General features: G+C 42.9%; 13 protein-coding genes. 9 read left to right on the forward strand and 4 right to left on the reverse strand.

What is annotated here, in order from left to right; translation table 11 throughout:
• From R3187_RS17875 to R3187_RS17885, 3 genes are all read right to left on the reverse strand, one after another.
• On the reverse strand, positions 1-714 hold the full coding sequence (locus R3187_RS17875; RefSeq protein WP_318968427.1) for a hypothetical protein: 714 nt from the start codon (positions 712-714) through the stop codon (positions 1-3).
• A 331-nt stretch (positions 715-1,045) separates the two neighbouring features.
• Positions 1,046-1,483, reverse strand: coding sequence for a hypothetical protein (locus tag R3187_RS17880; RefSeq protein WP_318968428.1), 438 nt, complete (start codon positions 1,481-1,483; stop codon positions 1,046-1,048).
• On the reverse strand, positions 1,474-3,336 hold the full coding sequence (locus R3187_RS17885; protein ID WP_318968429.1) for a DEAD/DEAH box helicase: 1,863 nt from the start codon (positions 3,334-3,336) through the stop codon (positions 1,474-1,476). Before R3187_RS17885 ends, R3187_RS17880 begins: the two co-directional genes overlap by 10 nt.
• A gap of 612 nt (positions 3,337-3,948) precedes the next feature.
• Between R3187_RS17885 and R3187_RS17890 the strand changes: the two genes are divergently transcribed.
• The 8 genes from R3187_RS17890 to R3187_RS17925 all read left to right on the forward strand — a co-directional run bounded on the left by R3187_RS17890 (position 3,949) and on the right by R3187_RS17925 (position 13,478).
• Positions 3,949-5,145 carry a TniQ family protein gene (locus tag R3187_RS17890; protein ID WP_318968430.1) on the forward strand — a complete coding sequence of 399 codons (1,197 nt, stop codon included), beginning with the start codon at positions 3,949-3,951 and terminating at the stop codon, positions 5,143-5,145.
• Positions 5,146-5,150: 5 nt separating this feature from the next.
• Positions 5,151-7,061 carry a type I-F CRISPR-associated protein Csy2 gene (locus R3187_RS17895; protein ID WP_318968431.1) on the forward strand — a complete coding sequence of 637 codons (1,911 nt, stop codon included), beginning with the start codon at positions 5,151-5,153 and terminating at the stop codon, positions 7,059-7,061.
• A complete protein-coding gene (csy3, locus tag R3187_RS17900) occupies positions 7,039-8,061 on the forward strand; it encodes a type I-F CRISPR-associated protein Csy3 (protein ID WP_318968432.1) in 1,023 nt (340 codons plus the stop codon). Before R3187_RS17895 ends, csy3 begins: the two co-directional genes overlap by 23 nt.
• Positions 8,058-8,675 carry a type I-F CRISPR-associated endoribonuclease Cas6/Csy4 gene (cas6f, locus tag R3187_RS17905; protein ID WP_318968433.1) on the forward strand — a complete coding sequence of 206 codons (618 nt, stop codon included), beginning with the start codon at positions 8,058-8,060 and terminating at the stop codon, positions 8,673-8,675. The genes csy3 and cas6f overlap by 4 nt, the downstream gene beginning before the upstream one ends.
• Before the next feature lie 312 nt (positions 8,676-8,987).
• Complete coding sequence (locus R3187_RS17910; protein ID WP_318968434.1) at positions 8,988-9,164, forward strand: hypothetical protein; 177 nt, start codon at positions 8,988-8,990, stop codon at positions 9,162-9,164.
• Between the two features lie 377 nt (positions 9,165-9,541).
• On the forward strand, positions 9,542-10,963 hold the full coding sequence (locus R3187_RS17915; RefSeq protein WP_318968435.1) for a protein kinase domain-containing protein: 1,422 nt from the start codon (positions 9,542-9,544) through the stop codon (positions 10,961-10,963).
• Positions 10,960-12,111, forward strand: a complete 1,152-nt coding sequence (locus tag R3187_RS17920; RefSeq protein ID WP_318968436.1) for an ATP-binding domain-containing protein — start codon at positions 10,960-10,962, stop codon at positions 12,109-12,111. Before R3187_RS17915 ends, R3187_RS17920 begins: the two co-directional genes overlap by 4 nt.
• A gap of 2 nt (positions 12,112-12,113) precedes the next feature.
• Positions 12,114-13,478, forward strand: coding sequence for a hypothetical protein (locus tag R3187_RS17925; protein ID WP_318968437.1), 1,365 nt, complete (start codon positions 12,114-12,116; stop codon positions 13,476-13,478).
• A gap of 954 nt (positions 13,479-14,432) precedes the next feature.
• On the opposite strand, the gene R3187_RS17930 is transcribed toward R3187_RS17925, so the two are convergent.
• Positions 14,433-14,579 (reverse strand): hypothetical protein, encoded by a 147-nt coding sequence (locus R3187_RS17930; RefSeq protein WP_318968438.1) that lies wholly within the window; start codon positions 14,577-14,579, stop codon positions 14,433-14,435.
• 181 nt (positions 14,580-14,760) lie between these two features.
• Between R3187_RS17930 and R3187_RS17935 the strand changes: the two genes are divergently transcribed.
• Positions 14,761-15,339, forward strand: coding sequence for a hypothetical protein (locus R3187_RS17935; protein ID WP_318968439.1), 579 nt, complete (start codon positions 14,761-14,763; stop codon positions 15,337-15,339).
• Positions 15,340-15,396: the final 57 nt, after the last annotated feature.

Genomic DNA, 15,396 nt, shown 5'->3' on the forward strand with positions numbered 1-15,396 from the left:
TTACGCCCCAAGGCCAGGACTTCTGCTGCGGGTATGCTGTACTTTCTTCTCCAACTCAAGCTCCTTTTCCAAACTTAATTTCATTATGGATTCGTATTCATTTTTCATCTTTAAAACGAACTCTTTATGCTGCAGCCTCAGTTGCATGATATCTGCGTATTGCAGATATTTAATACCATCTTTATCCACTGACACAATGATCCCACCAGTTCCCACTTTACCGTCACCTTGACATGCAGCTACTACGGCAAGATAAGCCTTGAGCTGCTCAGCTGTAAATTTTTTCTGAGGGCTCTTAACAGCATGAGTGATACTTCCAATGAAGCCTTCTAAAGTGTAGCTAGAGCTGGCTCCAGAGAATGCTTCTAAATAAGGGGTGATATTGTTTGCACATTTTTCTTCAAAAGGTTCTGTCTCAACATACCAGTGGGCTTCTCTTGATACGGCGATCAAATCATTTTGCCCAATCAGAGCAGTAATCAGCTGTGTTTGCTTGTTTTTTTCCTTCTTGAGAGAGCTTCCTTTATTCTTGAACTCAATAAGGCGTACTACACTTTCAAACTCTACTAACATATCACCGAGTGATTTATCTGCTGGGGTTTGCTGCAAAAGATTAACAACAGACAGCGTTCTTTGCTCAGGTAAAGCTCTGCCGATAGACAGCCCCAAACCATAAAGAAAATTGCCTATAATTACGTTTTCGTAAAGCTTCATCAGTACCTCTAATTATAAGAGTCAAACTTAAACATGGTGACCTTTCCCCCAAGATTAATGCCAATCTTTTGCTAAGATTTTCCAGCTTATTCTGCCTGTTTTGGATATTCAACAGACAACAGAGGTTTACTTGCGGCAATGAGCGAATAGCAGTCGTTCAGACCAGGAGCTTACGAAAAAAAGAATCTCTGCTTTGCCTTAACTGCAGACATTCATTTTATTACTCTGAGTTTTTATTTCTAAACAAATATGTTTGATGCCAAAAACGATAAAACCATCCGTACCCTAGTTGTCTTCCCCGAGCTTTGTCACTAGGTATAACTGAAATTTACTATGCAACAAGCCTTAATTTTACTTCAACCTGAGGTCGTATTTCTCGAGGTAAAGTAGACAAAATAGACTTAATTTGATCTTGATTCAGCACAGGTTTAACCTTGTCTACAAATTCGTCAATTAACCTATCGAGTTCTGCTTTTCGAGACCACTGAATTTTTGCCGCCTTATTGCCAACTCGTTGTTCGACCACTTGCAGAGTCTTGTCTGCTGAATACACATATTTAAGTTGATGTTTATAAATTGCGTGAGTGTCTTCGTCGACTTCAGAAAAACACGCAATTAACACGATCCCATCTACTGTTTTTTCAATCGCTAGGCTGCTATAGTTTTTCTCGAAAATGGTATCCGCAATTTCAGAAGGCTGTATACCCTTGAAAAGGTAAAGGGATGCTAATTTATCAATTAATTGATTCACACCATTGACTAAGCACATAACATTTTCCTCAACTCTTCTATTATCGCAGGCACTTCGTTTATTGAAAGTAGCAATATGTTATTTTCACGTTGCCCCACTGGGCCAAATTTTTTGAAGAGTTTAGCATTAATGTACATTACGAGCACGGCATCATTGGTCGAGTTCGGTTGTACCTGCGAAATAGACCGGGTGAATTTTTCCGCTAGCTCCAAACCTTTTTCATCCAACCCCAAGTCACTTAAAAGATTTGTTGCTTCATTTTGAGCATTGGCTACAAGAATTTTTCTCATGTCTTTTCTTGCTTTATCTGGCCGCTTAGCAACTAGATTGGGGTCAATCTCATTTCTGCCAACTAGACGTGTTTCTTTCTCAATCAGTCTGCCTCTTAATATTTCGAGATCTTCGGCATCGAAGCCACTGTCAACTGGAATTGACTCAATTTTTTTAGAGACCTGTACGTCTATCTCCGCTCGTTTCCGCTCAAATAATTCATTAAAATCTATATCGTTAAGATAAGATGATTGCGCACTCAAAAATGAGCCGTCCGACGATACTCCTGCGAGAGTTGTATCTTTTGCTTGGTAATCAATGTCTAAATCAGGATATTCTCTAACTTTCTGTTTTTTGCCACGATCGATTTCTCCCTGAAAATCTTGCCACATGACATCTAAGCCAGTTTCCTCGTGATAGATAACTAGTGCATTATTATCAATTTCGAATGCTGTGATTTCATCTTCAGGTATAGCTCGTAGCACCCTGCCGATAATTTGGGCAAAAGCATTGGTGCTTCTATATGGTCTAAATATGGAAAGAATAGATAAATACTTGTGATCGTAGCCTTCCATCAGCATATTTACAGAAATAACTACATCACAGTCATGAAGTTCAATTCGCTTGAACGAGGCATCAAGTTCCTCTTTCGGCATCTCACTATGGATTATTACCGTCTTGAGACCACATACTTTATACCAGCGATCTAAATCTTCAGCATGAAGAATGCTGCAACCCGCTGCCAATATCTTGTGGGGCACATCTGGCGATGCCTTGCGAAGTCCCGCAAGTCGCTCCACACTGTGATTAATCACATCCATTGAACACTCTTTCGATAGAGCCACTGAACGCTCAAGCCATTCTTGGTCTTTGAGTGCTAAAACCTGTTCTTTAGAAAATTTAACTCCGGGGCTATCAGGTATTGTGAAAAATAGTTCATGAGCGTTAACTGTTTCTTTGCGTAACCATTTAACGTATTTGTCACGCATTACCTCAGATAAAAATGTTTCATGAATTTTTGTTCCTGGTAATTCCTGTTTATCGCCTCTGAATGGGGTACCTGTAACATATAGTTTTTTTGAATTTGAAAAATAAGAAAGAACTTCTTTCCAAGTTTCCGCTGGAGCGTGATGTGATTCGTCGACAATAATCATGTCGAAAAAATCTGATGCAACTCGATTAACAAGGCCAGATTCACGTATTTTTCCAAGTTTCTGAATATTGGAGTAAACGATATCGCTATCAATCAAATGCTGTTCAGATAGCTCAGAACTGTATTCGGAAATTATTGGAATATCATTTGCACTAAATAGCACATCAAAATTAATCCAAAAATTATCTTCAAGTAACTCTTGGGTTTTCTGAATGCTCTTTTTTGTAACTAGCCCAGGGGTGATAATCAAAACCCTACCATTGCAAACGCTAAATGGAGCGATAGAGATTAAGCCACTTTTGCCGGTTCCCGTAGGCAAAACCACTAAAGCATCACCCTTAGGATTTTCTCGGAAATATTCAGTAATTTTTATATACGCTTCAATTTGTGGCTTTCTGAGTTTTGAATTGCCTAAAATATTGGCTGCGGTATCCATAAAATAAGACATCTATAATTCCCTTTTCAAACTGAGAGTTGAGTAACGCAAAAATTAACCTAAATATACTAAATAAAAACTTTTATAGAAACAGAGTACTAACGATCGCTTTGAGTCTAATTCCTTTACTCCGTCAGATTTAAGCATTTGTAATTACGATAAATCAGTCATGCTGAACGTCTGCTTCAGTGAAAATCAGTGATTCAGCAACAGCAAATTCCTACATTTTCTTCTGGCACTAACCGGTCATATATAGTGAAAGACAGCTACGAGCGCAGGCTGTGTGAAAACTGCTGATCACTTTTTGGTCTAAGCAGCAGATTTATATTGCGCAGGTTGAGCTAAGCATTAGCAACTATCTGAATAAGCTGGATGACGCTGACAAAGGTTATTAAAGCCGTAGTGATATCAAAGCAGTCCTCGATACCGGTGCTGTGGCGCTAGTGCCAAAAGGCGACACCTCTGGTGCAGACCGCAAAGGTCTCTATAACCGTTTATTGTCTCCATTCATCAAACACCTTAATACTACTATCTCTATCTTCTTCACTCATGTATACATTGAATTAACCACAAGTGCGTCTATGCTTGATTCAAAAAAGTATATTTGGATAATCTGAGACTACCTTGCGCTATCTTGTCCGCCCCAAGCCCAAATCTGACGAAAGTCTTGAATCCTTTATGCTGCGGGTTGCCAGAGGTAACGGTTATTCAGATTTTTCAACGTTCATTCAGTCTTTAAAAAGTAGTGTTACCAACTCCTCGGCTAGAAGATTCGAGTCATTTTTACCTGAGGGCATTGCAAGTGCTAACTTATACCACTCTCAAATCTCCAGTCGTCGCCGTATCGACATGTTACGTCAGTTCGCAGAGCTGGCCGGTTGTACGCTGTCTGATTTACTGGATATTAGTTTGGCCCGCTGCGCGGTCACATTTTCGAAAAGACGCGTGAGTCTGTACAGACAAGGTGTAAATATACCGCTCGATGAACTACTGCCACTTCACGAAGTTCCTGTATGTCCCTTGTGTATCAATGAAAATGGATATGGCCGGCAACTTTGGCATTTTCGGTCCTACACTGCTTGTCATCAACATGGCATAGCGCTGATAAGCCATTGCCGTTGTGGTGCATCCTTGAATATGGTTGAGCAGGAGTTTTCTGGCAGTTGTCATTCTTGCGGGGCATCTTTGCTTGAGCAAACTGAAAATGCGTCCGATCCCGAGCTAACACTATCCGCCTGGTTATCAGGGGAGTCGAACGAGCATCTTCCTAACGTTGTACAAAGCCATAGATGGGGACTCGTTCACTGGTTCAGGCACTATGGCGAATCTGGTGAGTGTATCGCTGAGAGCTCATTTTTTAGCTACTTTAAGGCTTGGCCTGACTCTGTGTTTGAGAAGCTAAAATCGGACTTCACAAAGGCCATTGAGCTTGCTGTTTTACCTGCAAATGAAATGACCTTTCAGGACGTTTTTGGTGATCTCTTAATAGTATCTTGCCGGTTGCCGGGGTCGGCACTTGCAGACAACATTGTACTTAGAAGCATTGTGCAGTTTTTATCTGATGAGGTGATCGATAAAGGTAGTTTACTCGGCGATTTGGCCATTAACAGTATTGAGGCTGCGATTCTGCTTAACACCACCACTGGGCAGATAGCATCACTTTATGACCAAGGTATCTTACAGACAAAAAATCAACTTAAGAGCAGCCAAATTGCGGCCGTGACTTCTCCGGTATTTCGTTTGTCCGATGCGCTCTGCTGTTGGCTTACGTCATATCAGAGTGAGACGTCAAACAGACGTTATCTGGTTTCAAAGTGGTAAATCGGATGCACTTAAAAGAGCTTATACAGTTGCCGGATGTGCAGATTAGAAATGTCGAGTTGAAGCGGGCTTTCAATGCCCTTAGTGAAGCGGTTTGTATTGACGGCTTGGAGGTTCAAGCTATCCATATTCTGGCAAACCTGACTTTAAAACTCAGTGATGTATTGGATGTCACCTCGGCAACAGAAGCTTATAGCCTGTTAAAATCTCAAGACTGGTTAAGTAAATGCCTTTCGACTGTGAGGTTCAGGCATTCACATAATTTAAAGTACCTTGATTATAAGAACCGTGGCGTATTGCGACTTGCGCCAATAGGAATGCTCCCAGCCGGCTATATATCCTCTCAAATGTGTAAAGACCATGCCAGGCTTGGGTGGTCACATAATTCTGCCGATATCAATTACCAGTTATTTCTCTGCGCCTCGTTCAATTGGCAGGGCGGGCTAAGCTGCATCGCAGAATTGATCCGCGACGGGGATTCGAATTTTAAAGAGCTTCTCTTTGAAGCAGGGATGTATAAAAAGGATATTATCTGGCTGACTAAAGAGCTGCAGGGAATTGTGCCCAGACAAACCTTACTTGAACTTGGCCCGGAGTTACGCCAAATCCGGTTACCTTATCTCAACGCATACTGTGCTGTCACTCCGGTACCATCTCATATGTTGCAGCGAGAGATTCATCTGGCGTTAAAGGCCGAGAAACGGCATCGAGGTGTTATTAAACACGCCAGAGCGGCAAGTGTAGGTGATTTGGCTGCTGCAACTGCCGGCCGGGTATTCACTTTCAGGACGGTGCCCAAAAAACTCTGGATGAGGCACTGCCTGAACCCGAAGCAGTCGCTGCCGGACGCCGGTTTGCTGGCATTAGAGCAGCTCACCAAGGCTGAGCAGATGCTGCTGACAGACAATAATCGAAAGCGCCTGGGCGATGAGTGGATACAAGAAATCCTTAATTACATTGATATCTGGATTAAGAAATACAACATCTCAAAAGGTCTGACCGCCAGCGCTTTAGTTGCCCAATTTAATGAGCACCTCAGCAAGACAAAGTTCGGTCGTGAACTGGCATATCAGCCCAATGTTACAAGGCTACTCAACCAGCTGATGCTCAAAGCATCATTTGATTATGAGCTCTCTCCGATAACGCAGGGAAACTATCAGTACCTGGTATTGCCAGGCATCAAAATTTCCGGCGCTTCGGCATTTAGCTCCGCTTACACAGTGGGCATCCCATCGCTAATGGGTATCTGGGGCTTTCTACATGCGTTTGAACGGAATATCCAACGCCGGACGAACAACAGTACTTTTCAGATTGAGAGCTTCGCACTGTGCTTACATCAGTTTGCATTCGACGACCGTGGATTAACCAGAGAAGTTAAACTGGACGGCAAAAGGCTTGTTACCCCTGCCATTCTGACAACACGTTATTGTGATTTCGTCATCAGTTTTGTTTTCAAAGTGCCTGAAGCTCAATTGCACCTTGAGCCTAACCAGTTGATTTCATGTTTTCCGAATTCACTGTGTCAGGGGGCGGTGCACCCCCAAATAGAACGGCTTGAGAGTTTTCTCTGGATGGATTCGTTTTATCGCGCAGTTCAGGCCATACCGGAGAAACGAGGACGCTGGCTGGCACCGGATCTTAACTTTTCGCAAAGTGATGTCGAAACAATGACTCTTGTACCCGAGCTACTGCTCACAACAGTGGGTTACCAACTTCTGGAAACACCTACTGATAAAACGGGAACTGTGAATGATATGCCACATGCCTTTGCAGAACCGGTTCTCGGGAACGTGTACCAACGCCTTGCCGGCGCTGATGCTTTGGATCATGAATTTTTCTGGAAGCTTGCAGTACTTCCAAATGCCGTTCTATTAGGGACTGAAGGAACTGAACATGAAGCTGCCTCAACGATTTAGCTACCGCCGCTCACTGTCACCCAGCATTGGTGTTTTCACTTATGTGAATAAACAAGGAGAGGAAAGACCACTGCCGTTTAAAACAGTGAAAGTACTCGGTCAAAAAGAGGGTGTGGCGGAAGGATTTGATAACAAAATGATTCCCAAAGCCTCAGCTACAGCGAAGAAACTTGGCGAGGGAAACCCACATACTATCGAATATTGCCATGTACCTTACGACGCGAACCGGGTCTTCTGCAGATTCTCGTTGACTGTTAATGCAAACTCTATAGCGCCCGAGGTGTGCAATGACACTGAAGTTATAGAGGCCATGTCTGAATTTGTGAAGTCCTACATAGTCGTGAAAGGCTATAACTATCTTGCCGAGCGTTACCTGATACAGATCATTTCTGGTGCCTGGTTATGGCGAAATCAGTATTCACTGAGTACTACAATCAGGATCAGAACCCACACAGGTCGAAATCTGGTAGTTGAAAATGTACAGCCGCATTCAGGGCAAAAAGGCTGGCAACAGAATTTAGCTGGCTGGGCAGATTTGGTTGATGAGTTTAGTGAAGCGCTAATTAATCCGGGCAAATTTCTGCTTTGCGAGGTGGAAGCTGAGATTATTCCAATAACCTGCCAGGAGATATACCCCAGTCAGGCATTTAGTGATCGGGATAGCGCATATATTGCCGGGCGGGTATTCCAAAAAACTATGGTAGATGGCACTGAGAGCCCAATTTTAGGTGCCTATAAAATTGGTGCGGCAATTGCTCAGATTGACGATTGGCTTGATGACGCTGTCGAGCCATTACGAGTGGCTCAATACGGGGTAGATAAAAAGATAAGTGCCGCATTGCGCACACCTGAAAATGGTTTAGATTTTTTCAGTACCGTTACGCAGGTCGAGCAACTGACTGACGAGATAAAAGCTGAAAAGCAGCCCAACAACAGAGCTCACTTTTTGGCTGCTAATCTGATAAAAGGTGGTTTGTTTCAACAAGGAGCAGCAAAGTGAAAAGATTTTATTTTTACATTCGATATTTACCCGAGCACGTAAATTGTGAGTTCCTGGCGGGTAAATGTATTCGCATTTTGCATGCCTATCAAACTAGATTTAACATACGCAGTATTGGTGTGTCATTCCCGAATTGGGAGCAAAGCAGTATTGGCCGAACCATCGCTTTTATATCTGAGTCGCTACAAGCCTTAACTACCCTCAGTCAGCAAAATTACTTTGTCCAAATGGCTGAGGAAAGGTATTTTCTAATCAGCGGTGTTCAGGCGTTGCCTGGTGAATACCAATATCAAGAATTTATTTATTACCGGGAAAGACGACTGGAAAAAGAATCCGCATCTGCTATAAAAAGAGAGTTGAAACGTTTGCAATCAAGAGCTATTCAAGCCGGTGTCGACTATGCTCCTAAAACAAGTGAGCGTGGATGTGTTGAGATACCTTTTGCACATAGGCTATCCTTTGGTAGCTCTAGTGGAGCAGATTTCTTGCTTTTTATCGGCCGTTTGGAGTGCGAAAAAAAACAACTATCAGAGTTCAGTAGCTACGGATTAGGAAATAGATCTGAGTTTAAGGGGACAGTGCCTTGTCTACGACCCTTAATTTGTGACCGTTAGGTAAGTGGTTAATTTTAATGCTATAAAAGATACCTCTATAAGTTAAAGTGTAGCTAGTTGTTATTGGTCTAATTTATTGATTTAATTTATTTTATTAGGTTTGCTCCATAGTTATCCGCCGCATAGGTGGCTTAGAAACGAGTTTTATTCCATTATGGCAATGGAGGGGCGTTATCCGCCGCATAGGTGGCTTAGAAACCGGAAGCAGATGTCCCAGGTTCAAATCGTGAACTCCGCCGCAGAGGTGGCTGATATTATTGTGTAGACAAATTTTACTATAAAATGTGTGTTAACAACCCAAAGGGGGCGATGGTGTCTGAGTATTCATTCGAAGAAAAGCTTTTAGTGCTGACGCCTGAAGCAGCAAAGCAGCTAGTGGCAGACTTCCAGAATCCAGTGAAAGTAAGATTTTCTGAGAGAGATCACAAACTAGAAGAGAAAAAAGGCATAGTGTTATTGCAAAAAGCATGGGCCGCCAAGCATAGTTAGCTTACAAAGCTGCTACGATGTATCAATTAAGAAGGCCAGAAGCATAAATACTCTGGCATGTTGAGATCTTGATTGTTCCGAAAATTATATTTTATGTGGGGTATCGGTACCGCCACTGCTGATAATGAGCTACTACGTTGTTGATGCGGGGCTGCTCTGCCGCCGCTAAAATTACATTGCAAATAATACTTCCTTTTTAGTATTTAAGCCACTTTCCGTCCGCCCCAAATCACTTTATGTTGTCTGCTGCACAAACCAGCAAACATGAATGGCATTAGCGTAGTTTTAGCTAGCAATATTGTTCCTATATTGTTATACAGTAAAACTGTTGGCCTGAATGTCTTAGGTAATCACGTGGCAAATATTCTTTCGAGGGAATGATGGATTCTGCGCAAGCTGAAATTCTCGTAGCTAGTTTACTTGGAAAAGAAGTCGGTGGATGGCGTATCAACAGCTTTTTAGGGAAAGGGAAATCGGCGGTGGTGCTCGCCTGCTCTCGAGAAGCCGAAGTAGGTGCGATCAAAGTGTTCCATCCAGAACTTGTTGAGCGATATGGGCGAGCGACTCAACTTGAACGGATACTACGGGAGAAAAGTCTCGTTGGAGCCTCTCATCCTAACTTGGTGAATATTCTGGATGGCGGCGAGTGTCCAGAAACCAAAGTTTTATATATAGTTATGGAGTGCATTCCATATCCCAATATGCATGACGCGTTATTGAGCATTCCGTCGGAAATGATTCCTGTGCTAATTGCACAGCTCGCTTCTGCAGCGCGCTTTCTGGAAGACCGAAATTTGGTTCATCGCGATATAAAACCAGAAAACATTGCAGTATCTTCCGATTTTTCAAGAGCTATCCTTCTTGATCTTGGTGTCCTGCGCCCGATCGGCTTATCTAATTTAACCGATGTTGATCAGCGTTCCTTTATCGGAACTCTTCGCTACGGGGCACCTGAGTTTCTGCAAAGACAAGAGGAAGATTCTGTTGAGGGATGGCGTGCGGTAACGTTTTATCAAATAGGTGCAGTATTGCATGACCTAATTATGAAGCGCGTTTTGTTTGAAAGGGATTCCGAGCCTTTTTCATGCCTTGTTCGGGCGGTAATTGAGAAAGTGCCGGAGATCTTCGGCGACAACGCAAGGTGCGTAACCTTAGCGAATCACTGCTTGATCAAAAATCCGGCTACCCGTCTAGAGCTTGTTTCGTGGGACCGTTTTCAGAACCTTGTGATTGATGATTCTCCATCAATCACTCTTGCTCGTGATCGAATTCGACAAAGGCAAAAATATTTTCAAGTCGCGGCAGCTCAAGAGAAGCCTGTGGGACAAAACCCGCGTTCGGTAAGGAAAACATTGGATGACGTATGTAACCGCATTGAGTCAAGATTAGCGGCTCTTATGAATGACCTACAAGCCTTCCCGCTTCGCAGCACTCAGTCTATTAAGAATGTCGAGCAATGTGCATCTGAAACATATATTCATTTCGAAAAAGATGAGTTAAAAGGAATCCCTTTTAAGATTACGGTATCGATCCGCTTTACTTTAATTGACGAGAACTTAGGTAGACCGATTTTCAGAGCTGAAGCTGCTGCGGCTTGTGCTAACGAATACATCCAAATTGAAATGCTCCCAGCATATACTCCCATTCATACTGGAGAGATCGAACTGTTGCTCGACAATAGCTACCTAGAAGAAGTTTTTGTTAGCTGTCTCGAAGATGCTTATATGCAGATTGAACAGGGAAAATGGCCTAACGAAGGCAATATTATTGCTCTAATGGTTAAGAGGGGGGCAGTGTGAGTGATACTTGGTGGAAAGACGAAGATGACCTAGTTGCTGAGCAAGCGAAGGTCCTCGATCTGGATGAAGAAAAAAGCCTACTAATAATGGGGCCTCCAGGGAGTGGTAAAACAAATCTTTTACTGCTTCGAGCAAATCAGTTGTACTTGGGAGATTATCCAAACCTTCATATCGTTGTCTTTGGGTCACTGCTGAAGCATTTCATTCAACTCGGAGGCAATCAGTATGACTTTCCAACCGAGAAAATAGTTACACATGCGCAACTGTTCAATGATATTTTGCGTAGTGAGGGAATGGGTGTTGATAGTGAAAATCTACAAATTAACGAGGCTCGAGTTGAGCGTGCAAACAGGCTGCAGGAATTAGTGGATTCGGGTCGCGTCGGTAAACAGTTCGAAGCTCTACTTCTTGACGAAGCGCAAGATTACACTCCTCAAGAGATCCGGTTAATGAAATGTTTAACCGACGTATTGATAGCGACAGCGGATTCTCGACAGAAGATCTACAATGTTGACGATTGCATTGAAGTGCTCCGTAACTGCACAGATGAAATTTACCCACTGACGTTTCACTTTAGGAATGGGTTGGCGATATGTCGTGTGGCGGACGGAATATTCAAGAATGCACCAGACTATACTCCGCTTCGGACGCACTCTAACTATCGAGAGGCTGATTATCCCTCAACTTTTATGCCCAAAAGAGGTCTTTCGCTTGAGGAGCAGATTTCTGCAATGGTAACCCAGATTAACGACCAGCGGTTTGCTTACCCCAACGATCTCATTGGAATTCTATGCCCTCGCAATGAAGAGTTGGATATAATTTTTTCCGCTTTGACACGCGCAGGTCTTGGATATTCAATCACTAGAGCTAACTCAAAGGATTTTGATCCATCACGACCAATATGGTTATCTACACTAACTGCCGCAAAAGGGCTGGAATTTAGAGCACTTCACATCGCCGGCTTAGACTATCTTTATAGAATGGGTGGAGTGCAAAAAAGACTGATATACACTGGGATAACACGCGCCAAAACAGCCCTGACAATGTATTGGCACAATTCCATCCCAGGCTATCTTGAATCTGCAATACAAAGTGCGTCGCCGTCCAAAGCGCCTGTGACGAAGAAAAAAATCTTTGGTAAGGACTAGTTATGTGGATCGCACAAGTTAATAAGCGTGAGTGCTTTGAGGTTTATCTCGGTTCGATGAAAATGATCGAAAAACGAGTAAACGCACTTACACAAATTAAGTTGAACTACGAAAATGACATTTTACTGATTTGGGATATTGATCCACGTGAAGGTTTTTCTTTTCCAGTTCTGGTTGTTGCTGGTGATGATGACGTTAAATCGGTATTAAGCTCTCTAAAGGCTTCACCACAGGTACCTGCTCCATTAACCGCTATTAGTCGTGTAATTGGACGGAAAGAGGCAAAGCAGCATTTCGATACTGAAAGTCTTTTACTAAATAAGTCGATTTTTTCAGTAATAGCTCTACTTAGCCTAGTTGAAGGTTCGCTTCATAGTGATGGAAAAGTGGGATTGCAGCAGCAGAGTCCATTGCTTTGCAAACGCACTTTTTCTTACGCTTGGGGTAGAGCTATCGGAGCTCAAGTGAGTGCGGATTCATTCCAGGAACTCCCTACTCGGTGGTTAGATGTATACTCAATGCTAAATTCACCTGCAGCCTTGGATAGCGCACAGAGAACTGTGTCGCATTTGACGAATGGGTTAACGCTCCTCACTCAGCTTGCTTTTGATAAGAAGCCTAGTCAGCCGTCTGGCCAACTAGCGTTTTCAATTCTAAAAGGTGATAAGGAAGGACAGGAACGGGCTTGGGAAGGCCTCACAGCTTATCTCTCGCGTCCAATGAGTATTGAAGCCATTCAGTCCATGACAAGAGAAGACCGGGGCCTGCTGCTACAGGAAGCTCTCCGAGCCTTAACTGCTGCTAAGAGTCGAACCGAGCATGATACATTGGTATTCGCATGTGCATTCCTGGCGACAAGGTTAGCTCCAGGTCGACTTGACCATTTTGAGATGCTTAAGAGTATTGGACTACCGGAGCTGCTAGTTTGGTATGGGCTGTACGCCGCCCTCCAACATCCGAAAGAGATTCTATCATTACATAGTGGCTTGGGATTTCGTATGTTGCGTGATTTGCTCCGCGACGAGGATAAACTGGCCGCACCTATTTCGGATATGTCTTACCTGGAATTAAAGATGATAGCTCGTTCAGGGCTTGAGGGGATTGCTGGTGTTATTGGACACGCAAGTGAATTACAGATTGAGCTTATTCCTTACGTTTCTACATCGTTTACCTTTCAACTCCGTAGTCGCTCTCGATACGATGAAAGGCAACAATCTTTTGAGATGGAGTCTACCAACACCTCTATATCTCCACGTGAGCGTGCAAAACGCCTTGCTCTAGAGCTTTCTCTGCTGGCGAAGGATTTGCCAGACTACCCTGATGAGTACTCGTCAAGAAGAAACAAAGCTACTAAGCCTCGAATGTGAGGAAGGCAGAAAAATAGATTGGAATCCAAGTCAATCTCGTAAGGGTTATCGTCCTCAACAACGTTCTAGGAGATCAAGGCAAGCGAAGCTACTCGTCTTCGCTGACTCTTTTGGCAACAACTCAATATCCTGCTGAATTAGGCTGTGGTTCTAAAGTAATCCTGAGCTTGCTAACGCAGATTTTCTTTGTAGCTGGAGATGACAGAGCACAAATTATTTTTCGAGAGTGTTTAATGCACCTATGATTTGTTGTAATCCGCCGAGTAGGTGGCTGAGAAACTGGAAGCAAATGTCCCCAGTTCAAATCGAAAATTCCGCAGCGGAGGTGGCTGATATTATTTTGTAGACAAATTCTACTATTAAATGTGTGTTAACAACCCAACGGGGCGATGGTTTCTGCGAAAAAAACCTTTAGAGCTAACGCCTGAAGTAGCAAAGCAATTAGTGGCAGACTTTCAGAATCCAGTGACAGTAATATTTCCCGAGCGTGCGCGAACTAGAAGAGAAAAAAAGGCATAGCATTATTGCAAAAAGCTTGGGCTACGGCATGCCGAATTTAGCTTATTGTTCTTAAATGCCCCCCCGGAGTTTGATTTTAAATAGAAGTTGTCGTACCATTCAAAATGTAGATTAAGTACGTTCACGTACAGCGTTATTACCAACAAGCGCTGCGAAGAGACCGCCATACCAAGGCGGTTTTTTTAATTGTGACTGCTTTATGAAGGTGGCTAATTGCTTCGTGGCCCTGTAAAAATTTGGTAGCTCATTGGAAAACAGTTGCTATACCCATTAGATATTCTGCATGCCGAAATATCTTAAACTGTGTCTCAAAGAGTGAAACGCAGTTATGTTTTGGTGTGGGACTTACTTACCCATAAGTTTTTTTGCCATCTCAGCAGCAAATTTCTCTATATCAGTGTTTGTAGTAGTAAACTTAGTTGGGATGTGTTTCAGTTAAGTGTTACCACGCTGGGCAAACTCACAAAATGCCGTCATTTCTTCAAACAGTGACGTCGGCACTGCATAAAACCGGATCTGCTTGTCAGATAATACAGCAATTGCATCACCTTTCGCTTCTGCCAGCGCAGCAACATTAACCAATTCAAAGATTTTCTATCGAAAATAACTGATTATATAATCACATATTAATTTCAAATTCCTTACCTAGGAAAAAGCTAATCTGACTGCTGGATTTAAATACAGCTGATATATATAGTACAAGTTATCGCCAACGTTAAGATTTAGGCAGTAAAATTAATCCATCATAAGGAAAGGGAAACAGATGTCTAATAATCGAGCCGCCAAAGAGTTGAAAAGAAAAAGAAAAAAAGTGTCCCAAGCAAAAGAGGCGGCCTCCAAAGATAATCAGCTCCTAATGAGTGCTACAAAAGAAGAATTAAAGACTGTTAATTGGCTTATGGGCAGGGCTGAAGAAGATGGCGTTAAGCTTACAAAGGCTAAAGCGCTATTCCATTTGAGGCAGCAACGGAAAACTAATGACCTGGAATTCGGAGCTCTAGGCTACGAACGTACATTGAATAATGAGGGGATAGCTAAGTTTTCCAGACTAAATGACGCAGGCTCGAGCGCTGATAAAGAAGAATTCAGGGATAAGTTAAAAGCACGGTTAAACAGACGCTTGGAAACGCAAAGCTTTGATGAGCTAACTGTTGGTGGGAGCAAACTTCGTTTTGACATGGCGTTAGCCATTGACGAATATCCCTTCGAAATTCCTGAAGGGGAGGATGAATCAGACTACGAGGCTTTGCTAACGAATCAGGAGTATATGTCTGGAGCTTACGACGATGTGATTGACGAAGTATTTGCAGAGGCTCAGCAGCAAACAATTGCAGATGATTAACACGATGGTTCTTAATTTGAGTTCGACTGGCTATAGCCTTGCGTAGTTAAACGTAAA

Origin of the sequence: Arsukibacterium sp. (assembly GCF_033721375.1) — a bacterium.
GTDB lineage: Bacteria > Pseudomonadota > Gammaproteobacteria > Enterobacterales > Alteromonadaceae > Alishewanella.